The following is a 14,799-nucleotide window of genomic DNA, read 5'->3' on the forward strand; positions in this document are numbered from 1 at the left end:
CGGGCTGGCATGGACAGACGGGGCAAGCGCGCTTACCTTCGCATCTGCAACATTCCCTTCCGGCGAGGCTTATCATGCTTCGTCCGAGTCCGGATAGACACCGACACCGGACCCACAGATGGAGCGTCCATGCCGCGTCCCGTGATCTGGCTGCTGATTGCCGCCCCGGCCACGCTGATGATCGTGTTCTTCATTCTGGTCCTCACCCGGCCGGGCGCCGAAGCGCCGCGCCAGGCGGGTGTGCGCATCAGCGGCGAGGCGAATATCGGCGGCCCCTTCACCCTGGTCGACCAGACCGGGGCAACGGTGACCGAGGCTGATTTCCGCGGCAAGGCCATGCTGATCTATTTCGGCTACACCTACTGCCCCGATATCTGCCCGTTCTCGCTGCAGGTCATGGCCGCAGCGCTGGACCAGATGGAGCCGGAAGAGCGCGCACGGATCCAGCCTGTGCTGATCACCGTCGATCCTGAGCGTGACACGGTCGAGCAGCTCGCCCGGTACGTGACGTCGCCGGCCTTTCCGGACGGTCTGACCGGGCTTACCGGGACCGAGGAGCAGATCGCCGAGGTCACCGCCGCCTACCGGGTCGTCTACCGGCGCGCCGGCGAGGGCGACGATTATCTTATGGACCACTCGTCCATCGTTTACCTGATGAATTCCGAAGGGGAATTCGTCGATGTGTTCACCCATGGCACCGACCCCGCCGCAATGGCGTCGCGGCTGCAAGACTTCCTTGAGGAAGAGGGCGCATAGTCCCCGGTCCTGAGGGGGCCGCAACACCGCGCCTGAGGAGACGCCATGCTGTACTCCATGTATGAATTCAACCGCATCGCCATCACGCCATGGCGGGCCGCCGCCAATGCCACGCGCCGCACGCTGCGCGCGCCCTGGAACCCGGTCGGCGAGACCATGGCCGGGCGCACGATCGCGGCCGCAGCCGAGCTGTTCGAGAGCGTCACGCGCCGCTACGCCAAGCCGGAATGGATGATCGACAGCACGCAGATCAATGAACGCTGTGTCGGGGTGTCCGAAGAGGTCGTCTGGTCGAAACCCTGGTGCGACCTGCTGCATTTCGAGCGCGACCATGATGCGCTTCTTGCCGCGCGCGGGACTGACACACCTGATCCCAAAGTGCTCTTTATCGCACCCATGTCGGGCCATTACGCGACCCTTCTGCGTGGCACTGTGGAAGCATTCCTGCCCGATCACGAGGTCTACATCACCGATTGGGCGGATGCCCGAACGGTACCGGTGATCGAAGGCCGTTTCGATCTCGACGACTTCGTTGCCTATGTCCGCGAAATGATCGCGCTGCTCGGACCCGATGTGCATGTCGTTGCGGTCTGCCAGCCCGGCCCGCCGACACTCGGTGCCGTTTCGCTGATGGCCCAGGATGATGATCCGGCCCGTCCGGCCTCGATGACCTTCATGGGATCGCCGATCGATACCCGCCTGTCGCCGACCGTGCCGAACAAGCTGGCCGAGGAGAAACCTTTCGACTGGTTCGCCGGCAATCTGATCCACACGGTTCCCGCGCCCAATCCCGGCGCTTTCCGGCGTGTCTATCCCGGCTTCCTGCAGCTGGCCGGCTTCATGAACATGAATCTCGACCGCCACGTCGACGCGCACTGGAACTTCTTCACCCATCTGGTCGAAGGCGATGGCGACAGCGCCGAGAAACACCGCACCTTCTATGACGAGTATCTGGCGGTGATGGACCTGTCCGAGGAGTTCTACCTGCAGACGATCAGCGACGTGTTCCAGGAACACAAGCTGGCCCGCGGCGAACAGGCGCATCATGGCCGTCTCGTGGATCCGTCGAAGATTGTCGATGTCGCCCTGCTCACGGTGGAAGGCGAGAATGACGACATTTCCGGCATCGGCCAGACCCAGGCGGCGCATACGCTGTGCAGCGGTCTGGAAGAAAGCCTGCGCATGGACTGGATCCAGCCGGATGTCGGCCATTACGGCGTCTTCAACGGCCGCCGCTTCCGCGAGCATATCGCGCCGAAGATGAAGGCCTTCATGCGCGAACAGGGTGCAGCCGCGCTCGCCCGCCGCTGACCCGGTTCCACGCCTGGCCAGAACCCGATGCAGACTCTGCCGGACGCGGATCGCTCCCGGCTCCGGAGCGTTGAGTCCACCAACCGTCATTCATCGCGTTGTTTGTCGCTCACCGCTCTTTCACAACGGTTGGTCTTTCCTCAATAGCTCCCACCCTTGCGGGCCCATTACCCTTTTCTTTTCGTAGGTTAATGGGAGGGGGCTTTGTACACACCCATTGAAAAGGGGCGCTTGCTGCGCTCGACAATCCTGGCCGGGCTGGCGGTTGCCAGCCTGTCCGGCGCACCCGTCTTCGCTCAGGATGCGGAACAGATTCCCGAGCAGGCCGAAGACGATGCCGAACCGGAAACGAGCGATCGCATCGTCGTTACGGGGTCACGCATCCGCCGCGACGGCTTCAACAGCGAAATCCCGCTCGACGTGTTCACGGCGGACGATGCGGCGCTCGAGGGGAATGTCGACATCGCCGACTTCCTGCAGTCCGCAACCGTGGCGGCCGGCTCGGCCCAGGTGACCTCGGCGACATCGTCGCAATTCGTCCAGAATGGCGGCACCGGGGTGGAAACCCTGTCCCTGCGGGGTCTCGGGGCCAACCGGACGCTGGTCCTGCTGAACGGACGCCGCGCCGGTCCGGCCGGTGTGCGCGGCGGCGTGTCAGCCTTCGACCTCAACGTCATCCCGCTGGCCGCTATCGAGCGTGTTGAAGTCCTCAAGGACGGCGCCTCGTCGATCTACGGCTCGGACGCTGTGGCAGGCGTGGTGAACATCATCACCCGCCAGGACGAAGGCGGGACGATCGATGGCTTCATCTCGGTGCCGGGGGACGGCGCTGCGGAGCAATACCGTCTGAGCGGGTCCTATGGCTGGGAGTTCGATCGCGGCGGCTTCCGCGTCACGCTGGACGCATTCCAGCAGCGCGAACTGGCCCAGGGCGATCGCGACTATTTCAGCTGCGGCGAACCCTATGTCTTCAATAATGACGGTTCCCGCGCCGACCTGATCGACCCGCGCACCGGCAGCTATTCGTGCGAGGATCTCTACTGGGGCCATGTCTGGGTCTATGACTACGCGCCCTTCTTCGGCGACGGCACCACGAACCTGCCGCTGCAGCGGCCGCGCCTGATCCAGTATGATTATGACGGCTCCCTGGCCGCCAACGGGCTGACCCCGATCGGCACCAGCCACGCCAACCCGTTCTGGTTCACCGCTCCGACCGACGACTGGTTCCTGGTCGATCCGCGGGTGCCGGAACAGCGCGCCCTGGTCAATTACGACCACCCCTTCCAGGACGAGTCGTCCATGGTGCCGGAGACCGAGCGCTACACGGTCTTCGCCGACGGCCATTTCGATGTCACGGACTCGATCGAGCTCTATGGCGAAGCGCTGCTCAACCGGCGCGAGACCTATGTGAACGCCTACCGCCAGTACTGGATCTACATGTATAATGGCGAGGATCTGTGGGGCGCTTATCCGGATCCGTTCGCGGCCGGCTGGGGCGGCATGAACGAGCTCTCGCCGACCCCCATCACCGACCACAATGACAGCTCGGTCAGCATCGACTACCAGCGCTTCGTTGCCGGTCTGCGCGGCGACACGCTGTTCGGCCTCGACACCTGGAGCTGGGACATGGCCTTCCAGGTCTCGCGCTCGGAAGGCGAGTACTGGGACCAGCGCATCTATGCCGATGCGATCTATGACCAGTATTACCGCTCCGGTTCCTGCGTCGGCACGCTCACCTCGATCCGCGGCGCGCCGTGTATCGATGTCGACTGGCTGGACCCGGAACTGCTGCGCGGCAATGTGCCCGACGATGTCGCCGAATATGCCTTCGGCGAGGAAACCGGCCGCACGGTCTACGATCAGCGCTCCTTCGAGGCGGTCGCCAGCGGCGAGGTGTTCGACCTGCCGGCAGGCGCCGTCGCGATGGCGCTTGGCGTCCACTATCGCGAGGACGAGATCAACGACACGCCGGGCGAGCTGACCCTGTCCGGCAATGTCTGGAACTCCTCCGTTGCCGGCATCACGGCCGGTTCGGACACGACCGAGGCCATTTTCGGCGAACTCAGCGTGCCGCTGCTGGCGGATTCCCGCTTTGCGGACTCGCTGGAGCTGACCGTCTCCGGCCGCTACACCGATGTCGAAAGCTATGGCTCCGGCGAGACCTACAAGGTCGGTCTGAACTGGGCGGTCAATGACGTGGTCCGCCTGCGCGCGACCCATGGCACGTCCTTCCGGACGCCGGCCCTGTTCGAGCTCTACCTGTCGAACCAGACCGGCTTCCTCGGTCAGCGCACGATCGATCCGTGTATCGACTATGCGGCCAACCTGGCTGCCAATGTGATCAGCCAGCGGGTAGCCGACAATTGCGCCGCCGACGGTCTGCCGGACGATATGAGCGGATCCGGCGCCGCGGCCACCATCGTGACCGGTGGCGGGTTCGGCGTTCTCGACGCGGAAACATCCGAAGCGACCAATATCGGCCTTGTCCTGACACCGCGGACCATCAATTTCCGCCTGTCGATCGACTATTACGAGATCGAGGTCAATGACGAGGTTTCACGCCTCGGCGCGCCGGGCATTGTCGGCGGGTGCTACAACTCGGAAGACTTCGCCAACGAGCCGTTGTGCGATCTGTTCACCCGCAATTCGCCGACCGATCCCGGCCCGTACCTGATCAACACGGTCCGCGACAGCTTCATCAATATCAACAGCCAGATAAACCGGGGCGTCGATATCAATGCCGACTATCTCCACCAGTTCGACTTCGGCGATCTGTCGGTCAATCTGAGCGCGGCCTACCAGCTGGAGGACAAGACCGACCTGCTGGGCGGTGTCGTGGCCGACTTCAACGGCGAGGGCGGCGATCCCAAACTGGTCGGCGATCTCAGCTTCACCTTCGTGCGCAATGACTGGACCGCCTATTGGGGCATGCGCTACGTGGGCCCGACCTCGAACCGGCAGTCCTACGGCAACGCCGCACAGACCTATGTCGGCCAGCCCGTGAACTACAAGCTGTGGACCGAGACGACGATCTATCACAACGTCTCGCTTCAGCGGACATTCGGCGACTGGTCGGCCCGGGTCGGCGTGTCGAACGTGTTCGACGAACACCCGCCGTCCGTGACCGCCATCTCCGGTGAATACAACACGGTCGGCCGCTCCGCCTTCTACAGCCAGTATGACTGGTTCGGACGGCGCTTCTTCGCCAACATCGTGCGCACCTTCTAGGCCGCACGCCTGATCGAGACTATCGGGGCGGCGGCCATGGCGGCCGCCGCCCCTTTTGCATCCGATGCGACAGGAGGGATACATGCCGCTGATCCGAATGCACGCCGACAATCTGGACGCCCGCAATACCGAGTTTGACCAGCAACCGCTTGCGCGCCCCGTTTTCCTGAATTCCGTGCCCAAGTCCGGCACGCATCTTCTGCGCAATGTGATGCGCATGTTCGTACCGGTCGAGCAGCACTACCCTGCCGCCTTCATCCAGCACCCGATCCTGGCCCAGCACCGCAAGGCCTTCGATGCCGAAGCACCGAAACTGAGCTGGGGGCATCTCCTCTTTTCCGATCTTTCGGCGATCGCGTTGAAAGGCGTGCGCCACATCCTCCTGGTCCGCGACCCCTACGACTGGGTGATCGCCCGGGCGCGGTTTTTCCTGTCCGACACCTTCCAGGCCAATCTGGAGCACCTGAAGAAGGATGCGGTCAGCGTCGAGGACATGCTGAACATGATGATTTTCGGCATTCCGGGCAAAGCGCCGACCCTGTCGGAAATCTATACGCACAACGCCGTTTCCTGGCTGGGAACGGGGATCCATCTCGTGCGCTATGAGGAACTGGCCGTGCATTGCGGCGATCCCGACACGCTGGACGCCCACGCCTATTTCGCCCGGTTGCTGGACGCGGCCGGGGTTGGAGAATTGCCGGAAGACTGGCGGGACCGGGTGCGCGTCGGCGCCGATCGCGGGCAGAGCGGCACGGCGCGGGAAAATCTGGCAGGCCGGAGCACGACGTTTCCCGACACCCTGCCCGACACCCAGAAACGTCTGGTGGACTATGCCGCACCGGGACTTCGGGCTCTGCTGGGCTATGGCACTGGCCCCGTCTGAAATGCAAAAGGGCGCCCGCTTCCGGGCGCCCTTCGCGCTGTTGCCGCCGGTCGCCGCTATTGCGGCGCGTCGGCGCTGAACGTGATCCCCAGTGCATTATAGTCGAACGTGCCGTCCTCGACCTGTTCGGCAATCGTGCCGATGCTGACCGGTTCCGGCGGCGTCACATCGATGGTCAGGCTGCCGCCATTATTGATGAACTGGGTGAGCGCACCGGACAGCTGCGAGAGCAGCGGGCGCGGGATTTCCGGCGGCGCGGACATCATGCCCATGCCGACCATGGCCGCGGTCTGCATCCGCAACTCGTCGGTCGTGATGCCCTGGGCAGCGGCCCCGGCTTCCAGCGCCCGCTCGAGCAGGGACTGATCGACGATGCGAAGGGACATATTGTACAGGATGATCGGTGCCATCATCTCCAGTACGGCATCGGCGTCTTCGGACGGCGCTTCCTTGGCGCCCTCGCCGAAACGTTCGGCCATTTCCGGCAGGGCGGCGTAGTATTCGTCATACCCGCCGAAATCCTGCTCCATTTCCAGGCGGACGCCGTCGCGCAGTTCCAGGTAATTATCGCCGACGGTCTGCATCCGGCCCGTGCTCTCGTCATAGACGGCGCTGGAGGCCATGCTCAGCTCGAGGCTTTCATAGCCCAGCATGCCGATCGCGGTGGCGACCTGGGCGCCGGCTTCCTGCGCCGCGTCCGGAACGATGCGGGCGGAATCGAGCGCGAAATCCCATGTATAGCGGGATCCGGCCTTGTTGATCGTGCCGACCAGATTGTCGAGTGCAAAGCCGACGCCTTCCGCCGACCCTTCGAGCCCGCGCATGGCAAACCGGTCGAACAGGTCCAGCTGCGGCGAGAAGGCACTGCGGTAATACGCGCTCATCACCTCGTCCTCGCCGGCCCCGCTGGCCATGGCTTCCATGAGTTCGGAATAGGCGCTGGACTGGAAACCGGTCACGGACAGCTCGCCCAGACGGAAGGCTACGGGTGCGCCTTCGGACACGGCGTCGACGGAGACATTCATCAGCGCCATCCGGCCCAGCTCGACATCGCCGAAGTCCTGCAGGATGAATTGTTCAACGGAAATGTCGAACGGGCCTTCGCCGTCATCGCCCTGCGCACCGAAACCCTCAAAACCCAGGGACTCGAAGCGATAGGCCGACCAGTCGGGATCGAAATCGTCCTGCCCCGACAGCAAGCGCGCCAGATCGGCCGCCATCACCGCATTGGGGCCGTCAACGGCAATCCGGGAAATCTCGACCCGGCCGCCATCGGCATCGATCATCGACAGCCCTTCGACCGCGAAGGCGTCGAACACGACATCGTCGTCGGAATTGATGCGCGGTGCTTCGAAGATCATGCGCGCGATGTTCATTTCCCCGGGACCGTCGACATCGATATCTTCGTTTGCGATGTCGAGATTGCGGACCACGACATCGGACAGGATGTAGCGGCCGCGCGACCAGGACGCGTCGGCATAGCTGAAGTCTTCACTGGCGCTGCCGATGAGGCCCATGCGCGTCAGCGCGGCCTCCGCATCGGCACGGCTCTGGGCCAGGGCGCTGCCAGCCGGCAATGCGGTCACGACCAGGCCGGACAGGGCGAGCGCGGGCAGGATATCAAGTCTCATGGGTCCCCTCTTTCGATGACAGGAGTTCGTACCGGTCCCTCGGCACGCAACCTAGCACCGTGCCTGCGCGGCGTCCTGCAAAACAGGTGTAATTGCGCGGGGGATTACTCGCTGTCGGGTCCCCCCAGACCCGCCAGGAAAGCGGCGATCGGATCGCGCGGCTCCTCGCGCCCGGCCGGGGTGGCGACGGTTTCGGCATCGCCGACCGGCGGCGCGATGGCCGGTCCATCTCCGGCGGGGCGCGAATGGCCGCTGGCCAGTCCGCTGTGCGGCGCCGACTGCATGTAGGCGCTGAAGATCAGGGCGGGCGGACCGCCCCCCGTCGCGTGATCGCTCGGCGCATTATCGTCATTGCCGGTCCAGATCGCCGTCACCACGTCGGCGCCATAACCGGCGAACCAGGCATCGCGGAAATCATTGGTCGTGCCCGTCTTGCCGCCGGTCTCAAGGCCGGGCACCGCCGCATTTCGGCCCGTGCCCCACACCACGACGGCGCGCAGCAGATCCTGCATGCGCGAAACCGTGCGCGCGTCCAGCACGCGGCGATCGGCCGGCGGCGGCGTTTCGAACAGCAGATCGCCGGCTTCGGTCTCGATGGAGATGATGCCGAAGGGCGAGACCCGGTAGCCGCCATTGGCAAAGGGCGTATAGGCCCCGGCGAGTTCCAGCGGCGTGACTTCATAGGCGCCCAGCGCCAGCGAGCGGTCGGCCCGCATCGGGCTTTCCATGCCCAGCCGGCGCGTCAGCCGGGCGACATGGCCGCGGCCGGTCTCCTCGGCGATCTGCACGGCGATGGAGTTGGAGGAGCGGGCGAAGGCCTCGCGCAGGGTCATCTCGCCGCGATAGGTGTCGTTGTAATTCTGCGGTTCCCAGTCGCCGACGCGCACGGGCCGGTCGTCGCGCACATCGTCCGGTGACAGGCCGGCCTCGAAGGCCGAGGCATAGACAAAGGCCTTGAAGGCCGAGCCGGGCTGCCGGCTGGCCAGGATCGCGCGATTGAACTGCGAGCGGACATAGGAGCGCCCGCCGACCATGGCACGCACTGATCCATCATGCGCCAGCGAGACGAGTGCGCCCTCGCTGACCCCGGCGGCGCGGGCCGGATCGGCCAGCACGCCCTCCAGAGCGGCTTCAGCAGCGCGCTGGGCATCCACATCAAGCGTCGTGCGCACCACCAGATCGCCATGGCTGGGACCGGCGATTTCGCGGACGGACGGGAAAATCCAGTCGATGAAATACTGCGCGCCCGGGCTCGACGCGCCGCGCGATACGCGGATCGGCGTGCTGGCAGCCGCAACGCGTTCGGCCTCGGTGATGCGGCCGGTCTGCATCATCAGGTCGAGCACGACCGTGGCCCGCGCCGCGGCACGGCTGGCATCATTGACCGGGCTGTAGCGCGAGGGCGCCTTCAGGAGGCCGGCCAGCAGCGCCGCCTCGCCCAGCGACACCTCGCTGGCGGGCTTGCCGAAATAGCGCAGCGACGCCGCCTCGATGCCATAGGCCCCGCCGCCGAAATAGACGCGGTTGAGATAGAGCTCGAGAATCTCGTCCTTGGTGAAGCGGCTCTCCAGCCAGAAGGCGAGCATCATTTCCTGCAGCTTGCGGCGCCAGGTGCGCTCGGGCGAGAGGAAGAGGTTTTTCGCCAGCTGCTGGGTCAGGGTCGACCCGCCCTGCACGATATGACCGGCGCGGATATTGGCCAGCATGGCCCGCGACAGGCCGATCACGTCGACCCCGGGGTGGCTGTAGAAGCGCCGGTCCTCGACCGCCAGCACGGCATCGACCAGGAAGGGCGGCAGGTCCGCCACCGCGACTTCGTGACCATGGGCGGATCCGCGGCGTGCAATCAGGCGGCCGCGATGGTCCAGGAAGGCGATGGTCGATGAGCGCTCGACCGCGGCGAGGCTGGACGTGTCGGGCAGATCGCGCGCGACGGATACCAGAAGCGCGGCGGCGGCCAGGGTCCCGATGACGAAGAGAGCCGCAAAGACCCGCCACAGGGGCAGGCCCGGCTTGCCGCCACGCCGCCGTCTGCGGCGCGCGGGCGCCGGGCGGGCGCGGTCGGCCGCAGGGGCATTTCGGGGCCGGCGGGCCATGGCATTTCCTGTGTGAATCCGGACGCCCTATCTGCCGCCTCCAGGGTTAATTCCCCATGAATGGGGCCGGTGGCGGGGAACGCCTGGCGCAGCTGCGCGTTGAATACTCGAGCGGCAAGGAGGCCCGTCATGTCCAGGCTGACACACTTGGCCGGCGCCGCGCTGGGAAGCCTGCTGATTGCAGGTTTCGCCCAGCCCCCGGTGCTCGAACTGCGCAATCGCCCGCCGGAAACGGCAACCGCGATGCCTGTTTCGACCGCCACACTCGAAGCCCTGTCCGTGACGGACAGGACCGGGATTGCCCGCGGTCACGTCATCACCGTCCTGAGACGGCCCGATGACAGCATCGCCGCTCTGGAAATCGCCTGGACGGGACCGGACGCCATTCCGGGCATGACGATCGAGCACGCCGTCGGCTTTCTCGACTACCGGCCGGACGCCAACACGATCGTCGCCCACCAAAGCTGGTCCGAACTCGTGGCCGGATACCGCGCAGCCCGCGTGGAACCGGCCCCGGAGCCGCCGCGCGCCGGCCCGATCGACGCCGCCGGATCCGTCACTGGATAAGAAGCAAAAAAGGAGTCCGTCATGCTCAGCTGGGCAATTCTGTTCTTCATCCTTGCGGTCGTCGCCGCCATTCTCGGTTTCGGCGGCCTGGCCAGCGCCTTTGCCGGCATCGCACAGATCCTGTTCGTGGTGTTCCTGGCGCTGTTTGTCCTGGCGCTCGTCGCCCGGGCCATCCGCGGCCAGTCACCGCCCGCCTAAACCCGTCCGGTCACAAACGACCGGCTGGACGAAAACGCGCTCCGGGACATCCGGGGCGCGTTTTTTTGATGGTCAGGCGGACTTGCGCAGGTCGCGAGCTGGCGTCACCATTGGGGCTCCACAAGGGGTGCTTCCAATGACCGTAAAGCGTGTGTTTCTGGTGTGTGCGGCGCTGCTGGGCGCGGCAAGCCTGTCCGGCTGCGTCATCTATGAAGGCAGCGACGCGGTCTGCCCCCATGGCGACCCCAATGCCGACAACTGGCCCTATTGCGGCGGCGCCCGGCCCGGCGGTTCGCAACCGGTCGACGACTTCCCCGACTACTGACGCGCCGGACCGGCGGGCTCGCCGCTCTCGGCCTGCCCGTCACGCGGCGGCGCAAAGCTGACGATCACACTTCCCGGCGCTTCCGGCGGCTCGCGCCCCGGCCCCAGCAGGATGAGTGTGCCGTTCGGCTGACGCGCCAGAACGAGGTCGGCGTTTTCGTCGAGATCTTCGAGATAGCGCGACAGCGGGTATTCCTCGGTCAGCCGCGTGGTGCGGAAGCGCCAGCCGCGCCACCAGTCGCGCGCCAGACCGTCATAGCCGCGGCCGCGCCGGATCAGGGTCCGGCCCCGGGCCGTGAAGGCGATGGAGCGGGGATCGTCCTCGCCCCGCTCGCCCTCGTCGAGCCCTTCATGGGCCGACAGCTGGTAGACGCGCGACCGGCCCAGCTCGGGCGCATAGTCGATACAGACCAGGGCGTTGTAGGCATCATTGGCGGAGGCCGCGATGAGGGCCGAGAAACGCGACGGTTCCAGCCGCCACTCGGCAGCCTCGGACAGCACCTCGCCGTAATAGACGTCATGCCCGTCCAGCCGTGCAGCCCGCAGGCGCCGCCAGCTGGTGTCGGCCACCGTGTGCGGCACCTCGATCTTCTTCAGCACACCCGCAAGCCCCAGGCTCCAGGGATTGGCACCGACGATCAGCAGCCGCTCCGGCCCTGACTGCGACAGGCCGAACAGGCGCGCCAGCGGCGTCACGGCAAAGCCGCAGCCCACCACGCTGGCGAACACGGTTGCGAAGACCAGCGGCGCCAGGATGGCGGCGTCCTCGCGGCCGGCCTCGACAAGCTCGGCGGCCAGGTGTCCGGCGGTCGCCGCCGCGACCACACCGCGCGGACCGATCAGGCCGACAAAGGCGGTTTCGCGCAGATTGAGGCCGGAATTCAGGGTCGCGAGGAAGATGCCGAGCGGCCGGGCAATCAGGATCAGCACCACCACAAAAGCCGCATGCCGCCAGTTCAGCTCGGCCAGGGCCGACGGCGTCAGCCCGGCGGCGAGCACAACGAAGACACTCGCGACGAGAATGGAGGCGATGCCTTCCTTGAAGCGGCGCATTTCCTCGATCGAGGCCAGCCGCGAATTGGCGACGACAAGGCCGAACACCGTCACGGCGACCAGGCCGGTCTCGTGCGCCAGCGCTTCGGCCGAGGAGAAGCAGACCAGAACCGAGGCGAGCACGAGCGGCGCCTTCATCTGTTCCGGCACCCAGCCGCGGCGGAAGGCCCGCGACAGGCCGAAGCCGAAGGCAATGCCCAGCCCGGCCCCGATCACCGCGCCGAAGGCCAGCGCCCCGGCCGCACCGGCCCAGTCCTGGCCCAGCGCAGTCTGGCGCACGGCCTCGAACACGAACACGGCGGCAAGCGCGCCGATCGGGTCGTTGACGATGCCTTCCCATTTCAGCACCGAGGCGATACGCGGCGGCAGTTTTGCCTGCCGCAGCAGCGGCAGCACGACGGTCGGCCCGGTGACGGTCAAAAGCGCACCGATCATTGCCGACAGGTCGAGCGCCAGGCCCGCCACATAGTGCAGCGCCAGCGTCGCCAGGATGCCGTTGAGCGGCACACCCAGCAGAACCAGCCGCCAGACCGGTTTCGACACGCCACGCAGCTCGCGGAAGTTCAGGGTGATACCGCCCTCGAACAGGATCACGCCGACCGCCAGGGCGATCATCGGCCGCAGATAGCCGCCGAAACTCGCTTCCGGATCGAGCAGGGGCGCGCCCGAGATCAGCGCGAAGACCGGCCCCAGAAGGAGACCGGCCCCCATCATCAGCACGATGGACGGCCAGCGCAGCCGCCAGGCGAGCCATTGAGCGGCAACGCCTGAACCGGCGATGAGTGCGATAGTCAGGGTGAGGTCAGGCGGTGCGTGCATCATGGCGGCGTTGTTAGCGCGTTTCGAACCCGCCGTCGCCTGTGCGACGGCAAACAGTCGGGGAGGCTGTCATGACCACGCTACCGCTCGAGTTCCAACTCGCCCTCGTTTCATTCGCCACGGCGCTGCTGATCGGCGGACCGGTCACGCTGATCGGCGCCTCGAACCTCGCCACCGCAGCCCGGATGGCCGGCGGTGTCGTGTTGCGACGGCGCATGATGTCCGGGCTCGCGGTTACACTGGCGAGCGGTGCTGGCCTGGCATCGGCCTGGCCGTTCTAGCCCTCGCCCTTTTCGGCCGTGTCGTTGTGCAGGAAGTCGAAGCCGATGGACTGCCCGCCATAATCGCCATGCTCGAAGAGATCAGCGGCATCATCGAACCAGCGCACCAGATGCGCGTGCAACCGCTCGAACAGGTCGAACAGCTCGGCATCCGAGACCGGCAGGCCGATATCGAAGACCGGCCCGTTGGCGATGGCGATCTCCATGTGATGCCCCTTCTTGGCGCAGGTCAGCACAAGCCGGATCCAGTCGCCCGTGCGCGACACCTTCACAGCCAGGCCGAAACTGATCGGCCCCAGCGGCAGGAAACCGGTTCCCGAGACAGAAAAAGCGCCGGAGCGATAGGGCTGCGGCACCCAGGCGCCCTCCGGCGGCACGAGATGCACGCACACACCCTTGTCATCGCCGAGATAGCGGCAGAAGCCCGCCGACACATTCTCGGCGACGCTGCGCACGATGGCGTAGTTGTCCAGGCTCAACCGGCCATAGCGCTCGGCGGCTTCGGTCAGCGTGTCGAAACGCGACTTGTCGCTCATTTGTCACTCCTCTTGCCGCAGGGCTCGCGCTAGTGTGCCGCGCAATGCACGGGGAGGGAAAGATGCGCCGACACATCATTCTGGCCGGACTGGCCTTTTCGCTGGCTGCCGGACTGGCCGCCTGCGGCGAGGAAGACACCGTTGCGCCGATCGAGTGGCAGACCCTGTCTGGCCTGCCACCACTCGTGATTGCCCATCGCGGCGCCAGCGGCGATCGGCCCGAGCATACGCTGGCGGCCTATCAACTGGCCATCGAACAGGGCGCCGACGTGATCGAGCCCGATCTGGTGATGACGGCCGATGGTGTGCTCGTGGCCCGCCACGACCATTATCTCTCGACCACGACCGACATTGCCGGCCGGCCCGAATTCGCCGACCGCCGGCGTGAGCTCGACGGCCGGGCCGACTGGTGGGTCGAAGATTTCACGCTCGCCGAATTGCGCACCCTGCGCGCCATCCAGCCCTGGCCCCAGCGCGATGCCGGCTTCAACGGCGAATTCCTGATCCCGACCTTCGAGGAGGTCCTCGACCTCGCCGCGGAATACGGCGTGCTCACCGAGCCCGAGGTAAAGGTGCCCGGACACTATGTCTCGATCGGTCTCGACCCGCTGCCCGAACTGGTCCGCATCCTGCGCGAGCGCGGGCTCGACAGCGCCGATGCACCGATGACCATCCAGTGTTTCGAGCCGGATTTCCTGGCGCGGCTGAATACCGAGATCGACACGCCGCTGGCGATGCTGGTCTTCCCGATGCAGGAACTCGACCCCTCGGCCGATCCGCTGCAGCCGAGTGTCGCGCTGGACGATCTGGCCGTGTTTGCCGATGCCGTCGGGCCGGCCAAGAGCCTGATCATTACCGAAGCCGGTGAGGATACCGGTTTCGTCGCCCGCGCCCACGCGCTGGGCCTTGAGGTCCACCCCTGGACCTTCCGCGACGATGTCCCGCTGGCCGGGGATATCGATATCGCCACGGAGCTGGAACGCGTCTACCGGCTGGGCGTGGACGGTGTGTTCGCCGACTTTCCGGCCACCGCAGTGGCGGTGCGCGATGCCATGACCGGCGAGGCGGCCGGCGAATAGGCCCCGGCCAACAAACCCATCGGCAAAAGAAAACGGC

General features: G+C 66.0%; 13 protein-coding genes. 9 read left to right on the forward strand and 4 right to left on the reverse strand.

From position 1 onward, the window contains the following. Positions 1-129: 129 nt before the first annotated feature. The 4 genes from PKE71_RS11515 (at position 130) to PKE71_RS11530 (ending at position 6,178) form a co-directional block, all read left to right on the forward strand. On the forward strand, positions 130-756 hold the full coding sequence (locus tag PKE71_RS11515) for an SCO family protein (protein ID WP_271187125.1): 627 nt from the start codon (positions 130-132) through the stop codon (positions 754-756). 45 nt (positions 757-801) lie between these two features. Continuing rightward, complete coding sequence (locus tag PKE71_RS11520) at positions 802-2,067, forward strand: polyhydroxyalkanoate depolymerase (protein ID WP_271187126.1); 1,266 nt, start codon at positions 802-804, stop codon at positions 2,065-2,067. Between the two features lie 204 nt (positions 2,068-2,271). Beyond that, positions 2,272-5,295, forward strand: a complete 3,024-nt coding sequence (locus tag PKE71_RS11525) for a TonB-dependent receptor plug domain-containing protein (protein ID WP_271187127.1) — start codon at positions 2,272-2,274, stop codon at positions 5,293-5,295. Positions 5,296-5,377: 82 nt separating this feature from the next. Then, positions 5,378-6,178: a hypothetical protein gene (locus PKE71_RS11530; RefSeq protein WP_271187128.1), complete on the forward strand. Its 801-nt coding sequence runs from the start codon at positions 5,378-5,380 to the stop codon at positions 6,176-6,178. A gap of 56 nt (positions 6,179-6,234) precedes the next feature. Here PKE71_RS11530 and PKE71_RS11535 read toward each other — a convergent pair whose 3' ends face one another. Both PKE71_RS11535 and PKE71_RS11540 read right to left on the reverse strand, forming a co-directional pair. Next, positions 6,235-7,809 (reverse strand): hypothetical protein, encoded by a 1,575-nt coding sequence (locus PKE71_RS11535; protein WP_271187129.1) that lies wholly within the window; start codon positions 7,807-7,809, stop codon positions 6,235-6,237. A gap of 104 nt (positions 7,810-7,913) precedes the next feature. Then, positions 7,914-9,905 (reverse strand): transglycosylase domain-containing protein, encoded by a 1,992-nt coding sequence (locus tag PKE71_RS11540; RefSeq protein ID WP_271187130.1) that lies wholly within the window; start codon positions 9,903-9,905, stop codon positions 7,914-7,916. 129 nt (positions 9,906-10,034) lie between these two features. Between PKE71_RS11540 and PKE71_RS11545 the strand changes: the two genes are divergently transcribed. The 3 genes from PKE71_RS11545 to PKE71_RS11555 all read left to right on the forward strand — a co-directional run bounded on the left by PKE71_RS11545 (position 10,035) and on the right by PKE71_RS11555 (position 10,995). Next, positions 10,035-10,472 (forward strand): hypothetical protein, encoded by a 438-nt coding sequence (locus PKE71_RS11545; protein ID WP_271187131.1) that lies wholly within the window; start codon positions 10,035-10,037, stop codon positions 10,470-10,472. A gap of 21 nt (positions 10,473-10,493) precedes the next feature. Further along, on the forward strand, positions 10,494-10,670 hold the full coding sequence (locus PKE71_RS11550; protein WP_271187132.1) for a DUF1328 domain-containing protein: 177 nt from the start codon (positions 10,494-10,496) through the stop codon (positions 10,668-10,670). A 136-nt stretch (positions 10,671-10,806) separates the two neighbouring features. Then, positions 10,807-10,995, forward strand: a complete 189-nt coding sequence (locus PKE71_RS11555; protein WP_271187133.1) for a hypothetical protein — start codon at positions 10,807-10,809, stop codon at positions 10,993-10,995. On the opposite strand, the gene PKE71_RS11560 is transcribed toward PKE71_RS11555, so the two are convergent. Further along, positions 10,989-12,869 (reverse strand): cation:proton antiporter, encoded by a 1,881-nt coding sequence (locus tag PKE71_RS11560; RefSeq protein ID WP_271187134.1) that lies wholly within the window; start codon positions 12,867-12,869, stop codon positions 10,989-10,991. The two genes, PKE71_RS11555 and PKE71_RS11560, sit on opposite strands and share 7 nt — an antisense overlap. 68 nt (positions 12,870-12,937) lie before the next feature. On the opposite strand from PKE71_RS11560, the gene PKE71_RS11565 reads away from it, so the two are divergent. Beyond that, a complete protein-coding gene (locus PKE71_RS11565; RefSeq protein ID WP_271187135.1) occupies positions 12,938-13,147 on the forward strand; it encodes a hypothetical protein in 210 nt (69 codons plus the stop codon). On the opposite strand, the gene PKE71_RS11570 is transcribed toward PKE71_RS11565, so the two are convergent. Further along, positions 13,144-13,683, reverse strand: coding sequence for a hypothetical protein (locus PKE71_RS11570; RefSeq protein WP_271187136.1), 540 nt, complete (start codon positions 13,681-13,683; stop codon positions 13,144-13,146). The genes PKE71_RS11565 and PKE71_RS11570 overlap by 4 nt on opposite strands. A gap of 62 nt (positions 13,684-13,745) precedes the next feature. Here PKE71_RS11570 and PKE71_RS11575 point away from each other — a divergent pair, with 62 nt between their 5' ends. Continuing rightward, complete coding sequence (locus PKE71_RS11575; RefSeq protein ID WP_271187137.1) at positions 13,746-14,762, forward strand: glycerophosphodiester phosphodiesterase family protein; 1,017 nt, start codon at positions 13,746-13,748, stop codon at positions 14,760-14,762. The last annotated feature ends 37 nt before the right edge of the window (positions 14,763-14,799 follow it).

The sequence above is a fragment of the Maricaulis virginensis genome (genome assembly GCF_027922185.1).
Classification (GTDB): Bacteria; Pseudomonadota; Alphaproteobacteria; order Caulobacterales; family Maricaulaceae; genus Maricaulis; species Maricaulis virginensis.

Coding starts and splice junctions, on each gene's coding strand:
- PKE71_RS11515 (WP_271187125.1), top strand. CDS start 130: ATGCCGCGTCCCGTGATCTGGCTGCTGATTGCCGCCCCGGCCACGCTG.
- PKE71_RS11520 (WP_271187126.1), top strand. CDS start 802: ATGCTGTACTCCATGTATGAATTCAACCGCATCGCCATCACGCCATGG.
- PKE71_RS11530 (WP_271187128.1), top strand. CDS start 5,378: ATGCCGCTGATCCGAATGCACGCCGACAATCTGGACGCCCGCAATACC.
- PKE71_RS11535 (WP_271187129.1), bottom strand. CDS start 7,809: ATGAGACTTGATATCCTGCCCGCGCTCGCCCTGTCCGGCCTGGTCGTG.
- PKE71_RS11540 (WP_271187130.1), bottom strand. CDS start 9,905: ATGGCCCGCCGGCCCCGAAATGCCCCTGCGGCCGACCGCGCCCGCCCG.
- PKE71_RS11545 (WP_271187131.1), top strand. CDS start 10,035: ATGTCCAGGCTGACACACTTGGCCGGCGCCGCGCTGGGAAGCCTGCTG.
- PKE71_RS11550 (WP_271187132.1), top strand. CDS start 10,494: ATGCTCAGCTGGGCAATTCTGTTCTTCATCCTTGCGGTCGTCGCCGCC.
- PKE71_RS11555 (WP_271187133.1), top strand. CDS start 10,807: ATGACCGTAAAGCGTGTGTTTCTGGTGTGTGCGGCGCTGCTGGGCGCG.
- PKE71_RS11560 (WP_271187134.1), bottom strand. CDS start 12,869: ATGATGCACGCACCGCCTGACCTCACCCTGACTATCGCACTCATCGCC.
- PKE71_RS11565 (WP_271187135.1), top strand. CDS start 12,938: ATGACCACGCTACCGCTCGAGTTCCAACTCGCCCTCGTTTCATTCGCC.
- PKE71_RS11570 (WP_271187136.1), bottom strand. CDS start 13,683: ATGAGCGACAAGTCGCGTTTCGACACGCTGACCGAAGCCGCCGAGCGC.
- PKE71_RS11575 (WP_271187137.1), top strand. CDS start 13,746: ATGCGCCGACACATCATTCTGGCCGGACTGGCCTTTTCGCTGGCTGCC.